The sequence below is a fragment of the Pseudomonas sp. IT-P171 genome, from assembly GCF_949767765.1.
Lineage (GTDB): Bacteria > Pseudomonadota > Gammaproteobacteria > Pseudomonadales > Pseudomonadaceae > Aquipseudomonas > Aquipseudomonas fluorescens_B.
Genome location: NZ_CATKQN010000007.1, coordinates 132,221 through 148,525, shown reverse-complemented (window position 1 = coordinate 148,525; position 16,305 = coordinate 132,221). Strand labels below are relative to the sequence as shown.

At 57.6% G+C, this 16,305-nt stretch carries 18 protein-coding genes; all 18 read right to left on the bottom strand.

Translation table 11 applies throughout. The features are described 5' to 3' along the window. Positions 1-5 precede the first annotated feature (5 nt). The 18 genes from ACM6I5_RS06445 to ACM6I5_RS06360 all read right to left on the bottom strand — a co-directional run bounded on the left by ACM6I5_RS06445 (position 6) and on the right by ACM6I5_RS06360 (position 16,297). A complete protein-coding gene (locus tag ACM6I5_RS06445) occupies positions 6-1,178 on the bottom strand; it encodes a PrgH/EprH family type III secretion apparatus protein (protein ID WP_414883428.1) in 1,173 nt (390 codons plus the stop codon). A gap of 118 nt (positions 1,179-1,296) precedes the next feature. After that, positions 1,297-1,758, bottom strand: a complete 462-nt coding sequence (locus ACM6I5_RS06440; RefSeq protein WP_414883427.1) for a transglycosylase SLT domain-containing protein — start codon at positions 1,756-1,758, stop codon at positions 1,297-1,299. Positions 1,759-1,784: 26 nt separating this feature from the next. Next, positions 1,785-3,023 (bottom strand): winged helix-turn-helix domain-containing protein, encoded by a 1,239-nt coding sequence (locus tag ACM6I5_RS06435; protein WP_414883426.1) that lies wholly within the window; start codon positions 3,021-3,023, stop codon positions 1,785-1,787. A 414-nt stretch (positions 3,024-3,437) separates the two neighbouring features. Beyond that, complete coding sequence (locus ACM6I5_RS06430; protein WP_414883425.1) at positions 3,438-4,679, bottom strand: class I SAM-dependent methyltransferase; 1,242 nt, start codon at positions 4,677-4,679, stop codon at positions 3,438-3,440. Between the two features lie 47 nt (positions 4,680-4,726). Continuing rightward, the gene (locus ACM6I5_RS06425) at positions 4,727-4,978 is read right to left on the bottom strand and encodes an acyl carrier protein (protein ID WP_414883436.1); all 252 of its coding nucleotides are present in this window, start codon (positions 4,976-4,978) and stop codon (positions 4,727-4,729) included. 118 nt (positions 4,979-5,096) lie between these two features. Continuing rightward, positions 5,097-6,185: an IpaD/SipD/SspD family type III secretion system needle tip protein gene (locus ACM6I5_RS06420; RefSeq protein WP_414883424.1), complete on the bottom strand. Its 1,089-nt coding sequence runs from the start codon at positions 6,183-6,185 to the stop codon at positions 5,097-5,099. A gap of 14 nt (positions 6,186-6,199) precedes the next feature. Next, positions 6,200-7,267, bottom strand: a complete 1,068-nt coding sequence (locus ACM6I5_RS06415) for a cell invasion protein (RefSeq protein ID WP_414883423.1) — start codon at positions 7,265-7,267, stop codon at positions 6,200-6,202. A 24-nt stretch (positions 7,268-7,291) separates the two neighbouring features. Next, a complete protein-coding gene (gene sctE / locus ACM6I5_RS06410) occupies positions 7,292-9,055 on the bottom strand; it encodes a type III secretion system translocon subunit SctE (RefSeq protein ID WP_414883422.1) in 1,764 nt (587 codons plus the stop codon). Between the two features lie 2 nt (positions 9,056-9,057). Beyond that, positions 9,058-9,540: a type III secretion system translocator chaperone SicA gene (gene sicA, locus ACM6I5_RS06405; RefSeq protein WP_017337486.1), complete on the bottom strand. Its 483-nt coding sequence runs from the start codon at positions 9,538-9,540 to the stop codon at positions 9,058-9,060. Positions 9,541-9,658: 118 nt separating this feature from the next. Then, positions 9,659-10,693: an EscU/YscU/HrcU family type III secretion system export apparatus switch protein gene (locus ACM6I5_RS06400; protein ID WP_017337485.1), complete on the bottom strand. Its 1,035-nt coding sequence runs from the start codon at positions 10,691-10,693 to the stop codon at positions 9,659-9,661. Further along, positions 10,668-11,474: a type III secretion system export apparatus subunit SctT gene (gene sctT, locus ACM6I5_RS06395; protein ID WP_017337484.1), complete on the bottom strand. Its 807-nt coding sequence runs from the start codon at positions 11,472-11,474 to the stop codon at positions 10,668-10,670. Before sctT ends, ACM6I5_RS06400 begins: the two co-directional genes overlap by 26 nt. 4 nt (positions 11,475-11,478) lie before the next feature. Further along, positions 11,479-11,733 (bottom strand): EscS/YscS/HrcS family type III secretion system export apparatus protein, encoded by a 255-nt coding sequence (locus ACM6I5_RS06390; RefSeq protein ID WP_017337483.1) that lies wholly within the window; start codon positions 11,731-11,733, stop codon positions 11,479-11,481. Between the two features lie 10 nt (positions 11,734-11,743). Beyond that, entirely contained in the window at positions 11,744-12,406 is a 663-nt protein-coding gene (locus ACM6I5_RS06385) for an EscR/YscR/HrcR family type III secretion system export apparatus protein (protein ID WP_017337482.1), read from the bottom strand. Continuing rightward, positions 12,403-13,326, bottom strand: a complete 924-nt coding sequence (locus ACM6I5_RS06380) for a FliM/FliN family flagellar motor switch protein (protein ID WP_414883421.1) — start codon at positions 13,324-13,326, stop codon at positions 12,403-12,405. The genes ACM6I5_RS06385 and ACM6I5_RS06380 overlap by 4 nt, the downstream gene beginning before the upstream one ends. After that, the gene (locus tag ACM6I5_RS06375; protein WP_017337480.1) at positions 13,323-14,171 is read right to left on the bottom strand and encodes a hypothetical protein; all 849 of its coding nucleotides are present in this window, start codon (positions 14,169-14,171) and stop codon (positions 13,323-13,325) included. Before ACM6I5_RS06375 ends, ACM6I5_RS06380 begins: the two co-directional genes overlap by 4 nt. Next, positions 14,168-14,623, bottom strand: a complete 456-nt coding sequence (locus ACM6I5_RS06370) for a type III secretion protein (RefSeq protein ID WP_017337479.1) — start codon at positions 14,621-14,623, stop codon at positions 14,168-14,170. Before ACM6I5_RS06370 ends, ACM6I5_RS06375 begins: the two co-directional genes overlap by 4 nt. After that, on the bottom strand, positions 14,607-15,893 hold the full coding sequence (sctN, locus tag ACM6I5_RS06365) for a type III secretion system ATPase SctN (RefSeq protein ID WP_414878612.1): 1,287 nt from the start codon (positions 15,891-15,893) through the stop codon (positions 14,607-14,609). The genes ACM6I5_RS06370 and sctN overlap by 17 nt, the downstream gene beginning before the upstream one ends. Then, a complete protein-coding gene (locus ACM6I5_RS06360; RefSeq protein WP_414883420.1) occupies positions 15,890-16,297 on the bottom strand; it encodes an Invasion protein B family in 408 nt (135 codons plus the stop codon). Before ACM6I5_RS06360 ends, sctN begins: the two co-directional genes overlap by 4 nt. Between the last annotated feature and the right edge of the window lie 8 nt (positions 16,298-16,305).

The following is a 16,305-nucleotide window of genomic DNA, read 5'->3' as shown; positions in this document are numbered from 1 at the left end:
ACCTTCTAGATTTGCTTGGGAAAATGCCAAGACGACGACGTCATCTTGATGTAGCCCTGAGGGCCGGTTTGAAACGACTTGCCCTTGAGCGAGTCATCCTTGAGCGCGACAGCGAAGTTCACGTAGCGATCACCCCACTGCCGATAAAAGCCGTCGACGTATTGGCGAGCCGCAGCCAACTCGGAATCCTGCAAATCGCCTTCGATGGCGAACGTGACACTGTCGTCGTGCCCGACGCGGTCGAACGCCAGAGAAAGGCGACGCAACCCCTGTTCGGCCAGGTCTGCCAGCAGGTTGTCGTCCTGGACCTGAACCGTCACTTCCCGAGCGTAGGGCGCGGCCTTGAGCAAGACGTCGAGCAGTTGCGCCTGCATTTGCGGCGTGAGCAGATTGCGCTGGGCACTGAGCAGCAGCCGCGGCACCGCGGGGTCCTTGAGGTCGAGGGAATGCCAGGCCAGTTGCGGGTCGTGGTCGACCAGCAGTTTCTCCAGCCGACGGCGCTCCTGATCGATCACCAACACCTTGCCGGACACCCCGTTGTTGCGCATCAACACCTGCCGGCTCCAACCGGCGTCCCGCTCGGAAGCGACAAACACGTAAACCGTTTTGTCCCGCCCCTGCACCACGTCGACCTCGGCACTGGCGCCGCCGATCAGGCTGCGAACATCGGTTTCGGGCGCCGGCTCGGGCACTGACCAAAAGCCTAACGAAGTGATCAGCAGCACGAGGGCCAACCCTGCGCCGCCCCATTTGACGAGGGTTGGCTGCGGCCAGTGGCGGGCAGTCGTTTCGGTCAAAGAAGGGGGCTGTTTGCCGAGGAGTTCAGGTGCCCAGCCTTGGTCTTCACCGCGCAAGGCCACCTGCAAGTCACCGATCTGCTCCAGATGCTGGAATTCGCACTGCCGGGTTTCTCCGTGCTCGTTGAGCAGTCGCAAGGTCACACCGCCCTGCCCGCCGTCTGCCAGCAGCACCTCGAAATTGCAGCCGCCCGCGTCCAAGGGAATGAAGATGGCATCCTCGGGAACGCTGATTGAATGAGCTTCTCGGCCCAACAAATCGAGCGGTGCGACAATGAACAGCGTTCGAGGCTCACCAAGCGGGAATTCGCACCCCTGAAGCGGGCCGTTGAGGATCCGCAGAACACAGGGCTGTAGAGGGGGGGCTGACAGTTCTGTCACCGATCACGTTCCAGGCAGTGAATGAAAACCCATCCTAGAAGCGCTGCCCGGGAAGTTCCTGATCGAATTCTGCCGAACGGCCCCGGGCGGGATCAGAATCCCACCCGAATGGACCGGGCTAATGCCGCGGGGTTTTCTCCAGTAGGTCCTGCGGCTGCGCAAGCGTGTTTGGCATCAAGGTCTGGTAGCGTTGCCAGACCTTGCGCGCATAACGCAAACGGGCTGCCTGCCGACCCGGAGCATTGCCGGCGTTATAGGCCCCCACGGCCGTCCAGTTGTAGCCATAAAGTGATACAAAACCGGCCAGCACCGACGCCCCGACTTCGACCGACAGACAAGGCTCATCCAACAGACGCTGCTCGGTAATGCCCTGTGCGCTCAGTCGGTGCAGATGACTGCTGTTGATTTGCATCAGCCCGATATCGCGGGTGCCATTCTTGTTGTAATTCATCGCGTCCGCCATTTGTCCCGACTCCACGTCGGCAATGGCCTGAAGCAGCTCGGGCTCGATGGCATGTTGCTGCCCCGCCGAGACCCAACAATAGGCATGCGCCGGAACCGCACCCAGAGACATCAGCATCAGAAGGCCGCCAGTGCCCCAGCGGATCATGCCAACCGCCTGCCGCTGTCAAACGACGCGGCTTGCCGGTTGCCTTGCATTGCGCGATGCAGCATCACGGCTTCCTGGGGATCACCGACAAGGGCGATACGTACCCGCAAAATCTGCGCCCGCATGCAGTTCGCGTCGTGGCGCAGACACTTGTCGATGCTTTGAATCGCCAGATCATGGCGCTGCCAATACCAGTGATGCCAGGCGTGAAAGTAATGAACATCAGCCTGATCGGCGCTCGACAGGCAGCGCTGAAAAAGCACCTGCGCAGCCTCCTCGCATCCGCGAAGGCTGGTCAGCAGGGCTAGCCGCGCGATGGTTTGCGTACTCCCCGGGTCCAGCGGCAACGCCCTGGAAATTGCCAGATGAGCTTCATCCAGCGCATGCCCCTGCTCACATAACCCGAGCATCGCCTGGCCCAGCCAGACATCGGCCACGCCACGCCAGACAGGGGCATAACGGTCATCCAGTTGCAGGCTGTATCGAAACTGCACCAGCGCATCGCGCAGGCTTTGTGGCGTGTGCCGCTCCACATTGCACAAACCATTGAGATAGGCGACCAGGGCCGGATAGGAAGCACAGCCCCTTTCAGAAGGACGCAGTCCCGGTAGGCGCTGGGCAACAAGACAGGTCAATGCACCGAGCCCCTCCCCCAGGTCCCCTCCGCCCACGCTCTGTCCATGAAGCAGCACATGATCGCTGCTACGGATCAACTCGATCGACCATTGCGACGGGTCATCCCGGAGCGTGCAACGACCGCTGAGGTAAAAGTCAGGCTTCAAACGCTCGACCAGATAACGGGCGTCGGTCGACTGGCCATAAGCAGCCATCAAACCTGAGGGGATGACGTGCAGCGCATCGCCGAATGCCATGGACAACTGGCGGGTCATTGCGTCCTGCAAATCCAGTGCGGCTGACTCGTGCAGATGGCGAAAAGGCAAAACGGCCAGCGAGGGTGCTGACGTTCTCGCCTGGCTCGGCCCGTCGAGTTCGACAGCCGGACAAGTGAATCGGTAACCCTGGCCGTACACCGTCGCAATGAAATCCTTGTTCTCCTTGAGCAGCTTGCGCAAGGCATAAATGCAGCGAGTCAACGATTCTTCGGCGGCATCGGCGTCGGGCCATACCATGTCGAGCAAATAATCCTTGCTGATCACTGTGCCGGCCGAACCGAGCAGCAGGCGCAGTACGTTCAGCTCTTTGGGGGGGACGTGAACTCCATGTCCGTCTCGCATCAGCGTTCCATCGCTTTGCAGTAGCCAACGGTCGAAAACGAACGACCTGAATGGCGATTGATCAGTGGCACTGTCCATACTCGGAGACTTCTCTATAGAAAGGTACTGAAGCGCGATCAAGCCGTTATTGAACCGGCTTGAAGATGAAAGCTGCGCGACTATAGAAAGTTGGTAGAGACAATTCCGTAGGAAAACGCCACAGACAAAAGAGGAATATACGACTAAGCATGTAGGCCCATTTCTACAATAAAAGTCTTTGGAAAATCGCACCACTCAAAGTCACAAAACAGCCTTGCCACACAAAAAATCTGCAGTGCCGTGAGCACTGCAGATTGAAAAGCCTTGGCTCCAAACCAGGCATTCGCCATAACACATTCAATCAGCACGGTTTTACACACAGCCACTGACTACAGGTTAAAACATCCCATCCAAAGATCGACTCCCACTAAACATAGAAGATGTCTCAAACTTTTTCATACCGGCCTTTAATGAATCCGGATCAACAAGCGCTTCGAATGAACGATCGCGATCCAGGCGCAGCCCTCCGTCTTTAACGAAAGTCATCGAGTAAGTTCGGTCAGCCTTTTCTCCCACCGCAGTTACGCTGCTCGGCGTCAGCCCGACTTTTTGCGCCATATCGACAAGTCTTGTTTGGGAGAAAAAATTAGCGGGCGTTTCTTTTTCAACAAACTCATTGAATACAGCCTCCAACTCCGAGCTTGAAATATCCGGATTCTGATGAAGTTCCACATACACTTGCAGCACCATATGCATCAAGTCAAGCTCATGCCCGCCTAAAACGCTGTCATGTTCTGTTATTGTCAGTACGCCTCCATCATTTAGAAGTTCGGAAATTCGTGCCAGACTTTCCTGCTGAATTTCCGGACTGGGAAAATGATGCAGCGAGTGCTGGTACATTGCACAATCGAAGCCCTTACCATCTGAAAGTGGATTACCCTCATCCTGACCAGATACTCTGCCAGAAGCCATGTCACTACCGTTGTAATAAATAGTTTTAACGGGGCGAGACATTTCGCTTTGAACAAGTGAAACGACCTTGCTATTGTGATCCCAAGCTATACCTGTTTCGATCTCAAGGACATAGGGGCTGATGGGCACATGCAAATAATCGCCAATATGCGATGCAACATAAGACGTGAGCTTCCCGTCATTACCACCAACATCCAGCAACCGAATTTCATTAGAACCACTGCCAAGATTGTGATTAGCTTGCAAAATCATTCTGGCGATATTTTTTCCTTTATCGCTCAAGTGATCTTTAGCCGCTGTGTAATTATCGACTTTACTTGCACTATCCAAACCCTGATACCAATCGCGTATCGCATCAAGAAAAACACGATTATGCACCTGACTGCCGCCTTCAGGCACAAGGTCCATCAGCGCACTCATCAACTGTTCTTTACACGCTGGAGTAATGGACCAATCACTATTATCTGAATGATAGGTCATCATTTCTCTAACATCGCTATCCCTACCGATCTGTGCACCGTGAAGACTTAAAAAATCACCCAGAAAATATTCACTTCGAACATCCAGTCTTTCATACGATGGCAATACCTCATGCAAAACAGCGCCAGCCAAATGCATATTAGACACCGCTAGAACCTGAGAACTTCCGCCAACACCATTAATCATTTAAACGCCTGTCAAACTTAAAAATAAAAAGCCCGCACCACCCGGCATCATACGTCCCTTACACGTATCACCGAATTTCGAATATCCGCGACCGTGTTCCATTCGGACACCGCGACGGCAGGTAATTCGACGCCAAATGTTTCATTAAGCATCATGACAACCTCGATAATACTCATGGAATCGAAATACAAATCCTCCACCAACCGCGAACTGGTTTTGATTGCCCCGTGGCCCACCGAAAGATAATCCGACAAGGTTTTTATTACCTGACATTCAATTTCAAGATCACTACTCCGCATCCTGATCACCGCTATCAATCGAAACCACAGAACAACAGACACAGCTCCGACCTGACAGGTTCGAAACCGCGTCTGTTATAAACATTTAAAACCACGTATTTCGTAAAAACTTCTTAGATCAGAAATTCAACATCGCCTTAAGCATGTCCGCATACTGACTAAGATGAGCAGACAACGTCTTGTTGAAGTTGTCATGATAGGAGTTGGCGTTGGAGTACTTCTGGGTGAAGGATTGCAGCATGTTTTTCATGCGTTCTTCCTGGGCATTGAAGCCGGTTTGCCAGGCCTGGAATTTGGCGGTGTCCCAAATAATCTCGTAAACGTCAGGTGGCAGACTGTCCCTCATGGTGATCAACGGGCTAAGGTCCATGACCACGCTGTACGTACCGTCATTGTTCTGGTGGAGGCAGGAGGCCGGCAAGCCTAACGCTTTAAGCCATTTTTCTGCTTCCTCCTTTGTGGCACCGCCCATGCCTGGGGCCGGGAACAATACTGCCGTCGGATTCGGAGGTGAGTACTTTTCAATCAGCTTCTGCAAAGCGATCCTGATCGCGCCCGCGTTTATTTCGACTTCCTTCCCGTCATTCGCGCCTTCAATCCACTCCTTCATCATTGCGGTAATGTCTTTGTTGAAATCGGCAAAGAAGTCCGAGTAAGCCTTGATGATATGTTCATAACCGGCCAGGTAGCCGTTCTTGATCAGGTCGATCAATTCGAGCAGTTTGTCGAAGAAATCATCAGACGAACTGACACTCTGACTGAACTTCTCGTCGATTTGCGTTGGCAGCGGTTGTCCTGCTCCCAGGCCGAGCAAGATAGTTTCCTGCGCAGCATCAAGGCGCTGACGCTGTTCCATCGGCAGGGTTTCCCGGCAATGCGTCATCACCGCACCATATTGGGGTAAATACTGTGCCCACATTTGCCAGCGAAGGTCTTTCGTTTGAACCCGCTCGCCAAACTCCGCGATGAGGGTTTGCGCCGCTCCGCCAGCCAACAGGTTCTCAACCATTTTTTTGGCGGCCGGTTGGCACTTGAGCATATTTTCAAGATTGCGATTCAATACCTTTGCCGAACGCTCCAGCAATTGCGCGAGGGAAAAAGCGGCCTGAGCCTCGAGGGGCATTTCAGTTGGTAAAGGTGCGTTGGTCACAACATTGAAATCGACCGACAGATTAGCCGATGGCGGTGTGAAATCGGAAATTCTCATATTTTCGTCCCTACTCAGGCCATTTTGCCAATGACTTCAATCCGCGATTGAAACAGCTGCATCACGATATCCATGAGCTTTTGCAACAGCGCCGCATCCGCCGAGTCTTTCTGCCCAATTTCATCGCTCAAGCTCTTCTGCGTGTTTTGCGCACTTTGTTGCAATACCTCTTTCTCCCGCGCCGCATGCTCGGCCATGCGAACCATGCTGGAGACCATCTGACTCATGCCCATCGAAATGGCGTTTAGCGCGCGGCCGATATCAAGTTTCTTCTCAATGCCTTTGCTGCCCATCTGGCTGAGCCAGTCCGACGTCTGGCCAACCTTTTGCGCCTTGAGAATTTCACCGTCGAACCATGCCTGCTCCTTGGGTGTCAGGGTCGAACCCTGAGGTTTGAAATCCACCGATTTCGTCCGGCCGAAGTCATCGAACACCTTGATCTTGTAGGTCGTTTCCGGGTTCCAGTCACCGCGACTGCGATCATGTTTAAGGTCACGTTCGATGTTGCCGGCGTCCAGGGAACTGCGCTTATGCAGGTCGATATCCGTATGCTTGAGCCCTTGCCCCTGAAAGGTCTTGGCCATGGCAAACCCGGCGATGGCACCGGAGACGACTGCTGCCGTAATGGCGCTGTACATGGCGGCCTTGCCGGATTCCATGATGGCGGCGCCCTGGGACTTGGCGGCATCAGCGGCCATCACACTGAAATGCCCGCGCAGTTGGGCATTGGCGACCCGCGCGATGTTCAACGCGATGATCGCGGCGACCAGCACGTTGGCGTGTTTCTCCCAGGCACCTGGGTCAAACACCAAATCTTCGCGGACCTCATCGTTGAGCATCAGTGCGGTTGCGGCAAAATCCTGCCAGTCGGATTCCCCGATCTGGTAGGCGTCAATAGCGCTCTGGAGCTCCACCGCTAAAGGAGTCCGGGTCAAAGAGTCATTAAGAATCTGCTTGTCAGTGAGCGCATTACTAAGGGAAAGCTCTTTGAGCGCGTCGGGTCTTTTCTGAGTAAGAAGCGCATCTTGCTGGCTAATCATTGGGCGTGAAAACACCACCCCGGTGTTGTTGATCGTGGTCATGACAAATACCTTTTATGAGTGGGTTCAGACGTGTCTGACCATTTGCAGGCTGACGGAGTGACTGCGTTGCATATCGGCAAAAACATGTTCGATATGCCGGGTCCGGTCTTGCATCGCCTTGCCGTAGTCTTCGACCAGCCGAGTGAGGTAGGAGGTAATTTCTTCGCTGATTGCCATGCGCACCTTCACGTCCGCCAGGTGTTCGGCCGCCTGGGCCTGATGCACGCCGCTTCGGACTCCCAGCACGCCCTGGGCTGCCACGCCGCCAAACTCGGTGAGGGCTTGAGCGATTTCGAGATTGGAGGTGTAACGGGCCAGGGATACGGCATCTGCGCCTTTGGTAACTAAACTGCGTAATTGGGTCAGCATCTGAGTCAGCGTGTTGCCGACCGAGGAAGCCACCTGTTTCATTGCCTGCACTGCTGCGGGAGCGGCCTGCGCCACCACGGATGCCAGTCTCGAAGCGACTGCGCCGATCATCGGCCCGACTACCTGAACCCCGACGATGGCGGCCAATGCGATGGCAGCAATGGTGGCGGCGATGCCAGCGATCATGCCGGCGATTTGCGCGATTTCCTTCGCCGTTTCGGAATCGACACCAAACGCCACGAGCGCTTTGGTGTAGAGGTCGGTAAAGAACTGGATGGCTTCCTGCATCACCGTCATCAGCGGCTTCATCGCCTCGGCCATGAACGACACGCCCGTGAGTTCCTTGACCACCTCGTCGGCAATCATGACCGCGGCCCCGATCACACCTACCGCGATAAGGACAGGGTTGACGGTCAGAACGCCGGCGGCGATGGTGGCGAAGGCCACCAAGGCGCCAACGATCTTGCCGATGCAGCCCATGGTCCTCTGCAACGCTTCGGCTTTACGCACTTCTTCCAGGTACTTTTCCGACTCGAGTTGCATTTTCTCCTGCAACTTGGCCTGCAATTCCAGAAACAGCTCCTGATTGAGCTCCTCCTTGTTCTGCGCCGACTCGCCGAGCAACTCGATGATCTTCAAGCGGTTCAGCAGGGCCAGTGCGCTGCTGCTCAGCGCCTTTTCATCCGATTGTTTAACCTGAGGTCCGCCGACGCCTGCCTCGAGGACTTTTGCGGTCACGATCGCGAGGACTTTTGCGGCGGCGTTGGCGGTTTCGATCAATTTCAGATGGGCATCGGTGGCTTTTTCAAAGGTCTGGGTATGAGTCGCCAACTCGCCTTTGAGCTGGTCGCGACGCGCCAACTCACTCGCATACTCGGGTGATTCGGGGTCCAGCTTCGCCAGACGCGCCTCGCTTTCGTCCAGCAAGCCCTGGAGTTGCTGAACCCGCTCGCGCAATTTCTCGAGCTGTTCCTGACTGCCGCCAACTGCGCCCTCGGCGGCTTCCAGAGCCGCGACGGCCTCAGCATAATCAGACGCCAGTTTTTCATGACCCTGTTGCTTGGCACCGGCCATGCTCTGCAACATCGCCAAACGGTTTTTCAGCTTGTTGACGTCGACCTCGCCAATCAGCTCGCTGATCATCGCCATCAGCAGCGTGAACAAATCGCCTTCCGACTCTTTGCCACTCGTGCGGGCCAGTGGCAGATGCAACTGTGGACGTCCCGGGGTGGCTGTGGATTTACCGTGCTCGCCGTCGTAATTCACCGACATCAAACCGGCCAGCGCGTCCTGGCCAGCCTTCTGAAAATCCACCGTTCTGGCTGCCTGGCTGGCGGCTTTGCCGTAGATCTCAAAGGCTTCGGTACGGCTGAGCCCTCCGGCATAAGCCGGGTTGAATGTACTTCTGATTTCACTCATGTTCAGTCCTCCGAACAGTCCATTTCAATGTGAGCCAAGGTGTCGAGATACACCTGTGCCTGTTTGCGCAGGTCCTCTTCCGTGGCCTGCTCCAGTACGTACCCGAAACACAACCTGGCCTTGCCGATCTTGCCCAGGGCAAGCTGGCACTGACCGCTGTAGAACATCGGTCGGTAATCGTTCTTGCCCTGGGCGAAGGCGATGGCGTACAGGTCGATTGCTTTCTGATGGTTTTGCTTGAGCTGGTACACCGCCGCCAATCCCATCCAGTACTGGCTGTTGTAAAAGTCGTAGATGCACAGGAAGTGAAAGAACTTCTCGGCATCGTCCAGCCGGCCTTGCTCATAAAACTGGTAAGCAAAGGCATAAAGACCGTCCATGTGCTCGTCGCTGAGACCCTGCACGTCCTTTAACGGCGCCCCCGCGAGCACGGCATCCACGATTTCCAGAGCGATTTGCTCGTCTTGTTGGTTGTTGCGACTCATCGGCCACACTCCTGAAAAAACGTCAGCGCCGCTGACGAACGCATTGAGCCAAAGCGCTGGCAGACCCGCTGCCAAATTGCGCTCATGCCAACGATGGGATGGATAAAGAAAGGGTGGATCAGGCCTGCTCCACCTGCTCGAGCCAGATCAACAGGCGCAGGACTTCCTCGACTTCCTGCACCTGGAGGAAGCTGTAGCGCTGGTGGGTCTTGAAGATCCGTCGGGCCAGGGCGATGTCGTTGATCACTGGTACCCCGACCTCTTTGGCATACGCTCGAACGGCCAGGGCGCGCTGGTTGGTTTCCATCAGGGAGATGAACGGCAGCACGGTAATTTCCGGACGGAAATACACGCCGATGGCAATGTGGGTGGGGTTGGCGATGATCATCCGCGAGCTGCGCACATCGGACTTGACCTGCTCCGACAGCAACTCCCGGTGCAGGTCACGCCGGCGACCCTTGATTTCGGGATTGCCGTCCTGCTCCTTGTGTTCGCGCTTGACCGAGTCCTTGTCCATCATCTGGTCTTTCATGAACAGCCAGTACTCGCTGAGCGCATCGAGCACCACGATCAACAGCACGCAGCCCAGAAACGCCAACACCAGCACCAGCAGCAAGTGCCCCCAGATCGCGAACAGCTCCGGGGCCTGGGCAAACAATTGGGCAAACAGCAATTGCCGCTGGGTGACCCAGACAATCCACAGCGCCAGGGCAAAGCTGCCCAGGTACAACAGCGCTTTGACCGTGTCCTTGACCGTGCGCAGGCTGAACAGTTTTTTGAAGCCATTGATCGGGTTCAGCGCCCCGAGATTCAGCTTCAAGGCTTCGCTGGCCAGGGCAAAACCGCTTTGCAGCAACGCCGGCAACGCGCTGGTCAAGACACACACCAGCAGCAGCGGCAGCAGTGCCTTGAGCCCGACCACCACCAACATCGCCGAGTACTTTTGCAGGTCGGCATCAAAGTCGCTGGCGATGATGCGCCGGTAGACTTCCATGACCTCAAGCAACGAGCTGTTGAACACCATGTAGGTGATGCCGCACAGGGTCAGGCAGGTGACGACCAGATCCTTGGCCTTGAACGTCTGCCCCTTGCGCGACGCATCCCGCAGTTTCTTCGGGGTGGGCTTCTCAGTCTTCGAGGCGCTGGACGACATCGCCACCCTCCCCGTCGCCAGCCAGATAGTGCTCCAGTGCCTGGGACTTGCTCCCCATGCGCAGGACTTCGTCCGGCAAGTGCACGCCGAAGTACAGCATCAGCACCACCAGCGCCACCAGGCTCTTGACCGTCAGCGACACCGAGAATGCATTCATTTGCGGTGCATAACGCGAGAGCAATCCAAGGAGCGCTTCGCTGACCAGCAGCGTCGCCACCACCGGCGCGCTGATCACCAGGGTTTTGCTCACCAGCGCATCCAGCAGACTCAGCACGGCTGGCAGGTGCATCTCACAGCCGTTTGCCGGCGTACAAATGCGATAACTGTGGCCGACGGTTTCGAGCATCAACAGCATGCCGCCACCTTCGAGATAAACCGCGGCGGCGAATAACTGGAGAAAATTCGCCAGCTCCGACGTATCGACGCCGTTGGCCGGGTCCACCGTACTGCTGAGCATTGCCCCGCGCTGGTTATCGATCAGGTTACCCATGGCGTGCAACACCCAGAACGGCCAGCACAGCAGGCAGCCCAGCAGTACGCCAATGCCGGCCTCGCGCAGCAACAAGCCTAAGAATGCCAACCCGTCGAGGCGCGGCAGCGGCTCGCCGACAGAGGTCCAGAACCCCAACGCCACCAGCACGATGACAGCCTGGCGCGGAGCCCCGGTCAGCACGCCGCTGTTGAGAAACGGCAACATGAAAAAAATCGGCGCCAGCCGTGCAACCCCCAGGACCGCCGCCGCGAACAGCGCGTACAGATCGAAAAACAGCGTCACCGACATCGGTCTAACCCAATGCCAGACGGATGACTTCACGGCTGAAATCGAGCAGGGTTTCGCCATACCAACCCGAGAGCAGAAACAGGCACGCCGCCACCGCCATCAACTTGAATCCGAACGGCAGTGTCTGCTCCTGCAACTGGGTCACGGTCTGAATCAACCCCACCACCAGGCCGACCACCGTGGCGACAATGATCGGCCAGGCCACCATCAACAGAATCAGGTACAGGGTTTTATTGCCGGCATAGACCAGATCGTTCATGTCTATTCCCCTATGTCAGCAACGTCAGGTATTGCTTGACCAGACCGGTCGACAGCAACGCCCAGCCATCCAGCGCGACAAACAACACCAGTTTGATCGGCACCGAAATGATCACCGGACTCATCATCATCATGCCCAGCGCCAGGAGGATGCTGGAGATCACCAGATCGACGATCACAAACGGCAGATAGAGATAAAAACCGATCTTGAATGCGCTTTTGATTTCACTCAGCGCATAGGCCGGCAACAGCGAAAACAGTGAAGGTGTGAGTTGTTCATCAGCGGGCAGCTCCACCTCGGCATCACTACTCTGGACCGCTTGTGCACGCTCGAAGAACAGGGCCAGTTCGGGGTCAGTGTATTTGCGCAGGTAATCCTTGTAGCCACCCAGTCCGTTCTCGGCAAAGTTCACCACCGACTCGATGTCGGTGAAGGCCACCGCTTCTTCCTTGTAGTAGCCGTAACCCTGCTTCATGACCGGCGTCATCACGAAAATCGCCAGCATCAAGGCGATCGCGTTGAGGGCCATGTTCGACGGCACCTGCTGCAATCCCAGCGCGTTGCGCACGATGACAAACACGATGGAAAACTTGATGTAACAGGTACCGGCGGCCACCAGGAACGGCAGCAGTGAAGCGAACGCCAGCAGCGCAATCAGCGAGACATCATTCATCGCCGCTGTTCCGATAAGTCGTTCCGATAGACTTCGAGCAACTCCACACCCAACTGATCGTCCAGCTGCACCAGTTCCCCACGGGCCACGCGCTTGCCATTGGCGCGAACCTCGATGTGCCGGGCGGCATCGGCCGCCAGCGGAATGAGCTGGCCATCGATGATCTGTGACAACGTCCCCAGGTCGATCTCATGAGCGGCGAGCAGGAATTCCAGGCGCACCGGCAAAGCACCCAGTTCGATGTCCGCATCGGCTGGGCCATCCGTCTGTTGATTTGAATCGGCAACCGTCGATTGCATGTGTAATCCCTCTTCAGTGAACGTGAACACACCGATGCGTTGATCGGCCAACAGGCATTGGTCTGTCCGGTGGGTGATGCGCAGGACGTCGCCCTGCCCCAGCCGCACTGGACGCAGGTGGCTGAAGCCCAGCAGCAGTTGCAGGCGAAGCGGCAAATCAGCCAGCCATGACCACGGTCCAGGCGAGCGACGGGACGCCTGTGTCGGTGGCAACTGCGTCAACCACACGCGCCCATGAGCCGTGTCGAGCCAAAGCAAATCGTGCGCCGGCAGTTCGGCCGGGGCGTCGATCAGTTCGAGATCGACCAACGCTTGATAAGACAGCTCGTCCACCATGGGCAGCGGTCGCGGCACAGCCCGGAACAACTCGACGATGCTCGCCGGCGGGCACTCGACGATCAGCAATGAGCGCAACTGCGGTAATGCTTGATCCAGCCAGTCGCGGGCCAGGATCAGGCCATGCCAGTCCCCTTCCTTGCTGCGAGCGCAAAACCGCAAGTAGCCGGGCAATCGGTCCGGTCTGCCGACGCCGGCACCATGACCGGCATCGCACCAGCGTTGAACTGCTTGCGTACGGGCGTGCGCCGTTGCGTCGACCCGGCGCAACGTCAGCGCTCTCATGCTGGAAATTCCTGCTGCTCCGTCTGCTCTTCATCCGGCGAGTGATGGGAGCCTTGGTGCTGCTGCTCGCCACCGTCGTCGGTCAACCGCCAGCCGGGATCCCGAGCCAGTTCAAAAGGTGCCTTGAGTTGTTCGAAGACCAGGGTGTTGCTCGGGCTGAGCAGCAAGTTCTGAGTGGGCTCGTCGGGCAATCGGGAAATCGTCACTTGCCCGCTGGCGGCGCCTTTGTTGAAGGGCACCTGCAGCAGGCCACGGCTGGAACCGGGCAGCGTTTCGATCATTATGTCGAGGGCTGGCTTGGGCATAGGCATCGGGGGCAAGGGGATGGAAACCGCTGCGGCCGCAGGTGCATGCCGCACGGTGTGAAAGTTCATCAGTGCTTCGGGCGGTGGCGCGTCGGCGGCGAGTGTTGCCGGGGTACTGGCGGTGGCTGTCCGCTCGACCGGCAGCGATTCAGCCGTACTCGACGAATGTGGGTTCACGTCAATGCGCCCTGGAATCCCTTGCGCAGGCATGGCCACCCTGTCGAAGGCCGGGGCAACAACCTCCATTCGTTGTTTCAACGAAGGTTGGACTGGCTGGCCGGAGAACCGGACCGGTTGCGGATGAGACATCAGCTCCGGGACCCCCTGGGCGGAGATCAACGAATGCCCGGCCCCTTTGCGGCCAGCCTCCATGACAGGCCGATGACGCACAATCAGCGTTGCAAGCAAATCCTGCACACCTTGCGGCAGCTCATCTTCTTGCGCCGGTACAAGTGTGTCGCGCAGTTCATCTGCAGAACCCTCGGTAGCAGGTTCCAGCGTTGGCGCCGGTCCCGGTGAAACCGTAGAAACCCCCTTCATCGCTTTACTCCAGTCATCTCTTCTGTCTCCCTTTCTTCCCGGCGCACCTGCTCCAGCCGTTGCGCGCGCACCAGTTGCTGCACCGACCGTTGGTATGTGTCGTGTTTACGCTGCAGGCCACGCAGTTGCTCGCGTTGCGCTTGCAACGACAGCTCGATCTGCCTGCACTGCCCGTCCACGCGGTCGCGCTCAAGGCGTACCAGATCAATCTGCCGCCGGATGACCGCCTGGGTTCGCAGCAACGCCAGCAACTGCCCATGATCCAGAACGCAATCGGTGGCGCGATGGCTGGCCAGCAGGTTTTGCAGCGAGGCCTCTTGCCCCTCGAAACCGGCGAGTTCCCCCCGCAGCGGCTGCAACTGTTGTTGGGTGCGCAGCACGGCCTGTTCACCGCGTTGCTGACGGAACTGGCTGAACACCAACAGGCGGCGCCGGTCAGGCAATGAGTTCATTGAGGCTCCGCAGGGTTTCGTCAGGCTCGCAACATTCGTCCGTCGGCTGACGCAGCCAGTGAGTCAAGGCTTCGCGACGCTGCAAGGCCTGGTCGTTGGCGGCATCGGCGCCCTGGGTGTATTCGCCCATGTCGAGGAAAATCTGCAACTGCTCCAGGCGCGTCAGGGTTTCACGGGTCGACGCCGCCAGTTGTTGCACCTGCGCGCTGGTGACTTGCGTCGCCACGCGGCTGACACTGCGCAGGACATCGATCGCCGGGTAATGACCTTTGGCCGCCAGGGCACGACTGAGGTAAATGTGGCCGTCGAGAATGGAGCGAATCTCTTCGGCGATCGGGTCCGGCTCATCGTCACTCTCGAGCAGGACCGTGTACCAGGCGGTAATACTCCCGGAAGCCGTCACGCCGGGCCGCTCCAGCAAACGTGGCAGCGCATCGAACACCGACGCCGGATAGCCGCGCCGGGCCGGTGCTTCACCCGCGGCCAGGGCCAGGTCGCGGCGAGCACGGGCGTAACGGGTCAACGAGTCCAGCAACAGCACCACACGCTGGCCCTGATCGCGGAAATATTCGGCGATGGCTGTCGCCTGCAACGCTGAATTGCAGCGGTCCACCGAGGAAAAATCCGATGTGGCAAACACCACCACGCAACGTGATCGCTTCGTGGATTGGCGCAGATGTTCAATGAACTCGGTCACTTCACGCCCGCGTTCGCCGATCAGGCCAATGACGAAAACGTCCGCATCGGTGTGGCTGATCAGCATATTGATCAAGGTTGTTTTGCCGGACCCGGCCGCGGCAAAAATACCGATGCGCTGACCGACACCGCAGGTCAACAAGCCATCGATAACGCGGACTCCGGTGCTCAGCGGTTCTGCTACCGGCCGACGCTGGTGGTACGACGGCGGGTCGGCATCCACCGGATAATCCTGCGGCTCGAAGGCTGTCGACGGTGCCAGTCGCTCGACGATATTGCCCTGGGGATCGACCACGCTGCCCAGCAAGGCATCGCTGCAACTCAGGCGCAATGTCGAACCCGTCGGGACAATCATCGACTGCCTGGACAATCCTTTGGCGTCGCCGAGCAAACTGAGCAGTACGGCGCCGGGTTTGAATCCGATGACTTGCGCCCGGGCCGCCACGAGCGGCGAACGCCAATGACGACGCACTTCGCAGACCTCGCCGACCACCACGTCGTCCAGCGCCGCTTCGATCAAAGGACCGCTCAAGCGCAAGGGATGGGCGGCCTGCCGTTCCAGCCGGATGCTCATCGGCGCAACAGTTCGCACAGTGTTTCAATCGACTGCACAAAAGCATCCAGGGCCTGCGCGAAACGCTCGGCGTCCCCCAGGGCGTGGTCATTGGCCATCAAGCGCAGTTCGAGCTGCCCCTGGACTTCGCACAGGTGCAGTTGGCCGGTGCGAGAAAAAGCATTGCCTTCCAGCAAGAACTGCATCAATTCGAAGGCGCAATGGTTCATGACGCCGGGGGTCGCCTGCGCGACGGCGGCCCAGATCCACACATCGCCTTCCACCACGGCCACGCTGATATCGGGCAGGTTTTTCATCTGCATTTCAATGGTGCTGTGGCTGTCGAAGTGCCCTATCTGGCTGTCCAAGCAGCCGCTGTGTCGCAGTGCTTCACGCAGCAGGTCAGCAATATCGATCGGTCTCATTTACAGGG

What these genes read in the sequence shown, in the direction of transcription:
- ACM6I5_RS06440 (WP_414883427.1), bottom strand. Translation starts at nt 1,758, where the DNA reads ATGCTGATGTCTCTGGGTGCGGTTCCGGCGCATGCCTATTGTTGGGTC.
- ACM6I5_RS06435 (WP_414883426.1), bottom strand. Translation starts at nt 3,023, where the DNA reads ATGCGAGACGGACATGGAGTTCACGTCCCCCCCAAAGAGCTGAACGTA.
- ACM6I5_RS06430 (WP_414883425.1), bottom strand. Translation starts at nt 4,679, where the DNA reads ATGATTAATGGTGTTGGCGGAAGTTCTCAGGTTCTAGCGGTGTCTAAT.
- ACM6I5_RS06425 (WP_414883436.1), bottom strand. Translation starts at nt 4,978, where the DNA reads ATGCGGAGTAGTGATCTTGAAATTGAATGTCAGGTAATAAAAACCTTG.
- ACM6I5_RS06420 (WP_414883424.1), bottom strand. Translation starts at nt 6,185, where the DNA reads ATGAGAATTTCCGATTTCACACCGCCATCGGCTAATCTGTCGGTCGAT.
- ACM6I5_RS06415 (WP_414883423.1), bottom strand. Translation starts at nt 7,267, where the DNA reads ATGACCACGATCAACAACACCGGGGTGGTGTTTTCACGCCCAATGATT.
- sctE (WP_414883422.1), bottom strand. Translation starts at nt 9,055, where the DNA reads ATGAGTGAAATCAGAAGTACATTCAACCCGGCTTATGCCGGAGGGCTC.
- sicA (WP_017337486.1), bottom strand. Translation starts at nt 9,540, where the DNA reads ATGAGTCGCAACAACCAACAAGACGAGCAAATCGCTCTGGAAATCGTG.
- ACM6I5_RS06400 (WP_017337485.1), bottom strand. Translation starts at nt 10,693, where the DNA reads ATGTCGTCCAGCGCCTCGAAGACTGAGAAGCCCACCCCGAAGAAACTG.
- sctT (WP_017337484.1), bottom strand. Translation starts at nt 11,474, where the DNA reads ATGTCGGTGACGCTGTTTTTCGATCTGTACGCGCTGTTCGCGGCGGCG.
- ACM6I5_RS06390 (WP_017337483.1), bottom strand. Translation starts at nt 11,733, where the DNA reads ATGAACGATCTGGTCTATGCCGGCAATAAAACCCTGTACCTGATTCTG.
- ACM6I5_RS06385 (WP_017337482.1), bottom strand. Translation starts at nt 12,406, where the DNA reads ATGAATGATGTCTCGCTGATTGCGCTGCTGGCGTTCGCTTCACTGCTG.
- ACM6I5_RS06380 (WP_414883421.1), bottom strand. Translation starts at nt 13,326, where the DNA reads ATGAGAGCGCTGACGTTGCGCCGGGTCGACGCAACGGCGCACGCCCGT.
- ACM6I5_RS06375 (WP_017337480.1), bottom strand. Translation starts at nt 14,171, where the DNA reads ATGAAGGGGGTTTCTACGGTTTCACCGGGACCGGCGCCAACGCTGGAA.
- ACM6I5_RS06370 (WP_017337479.1), bottom strand. Translation starts at nt 14,623, where the DNA reads ATGAACTCATTGCCTGACCGGCGCCGCCTGTTGGTGTTCAGCCAGTTC.
- sctN (WP_414878612.1), bottom strand. Translation starts at nt 15,893, where the DNA reads ATGAGCATCCGGCTGGAACGGCAGGCCGCCCATCCCTTGCGCTTGAGC.
- ACM6I5_RS06360 (WP_414883420.1), bottom strand. Translation starts at nt 16,297, where the DNA reads ATGAGACCGATCGATATTGCTGACCTGCTGCGTGAAGCACTGCGACAC.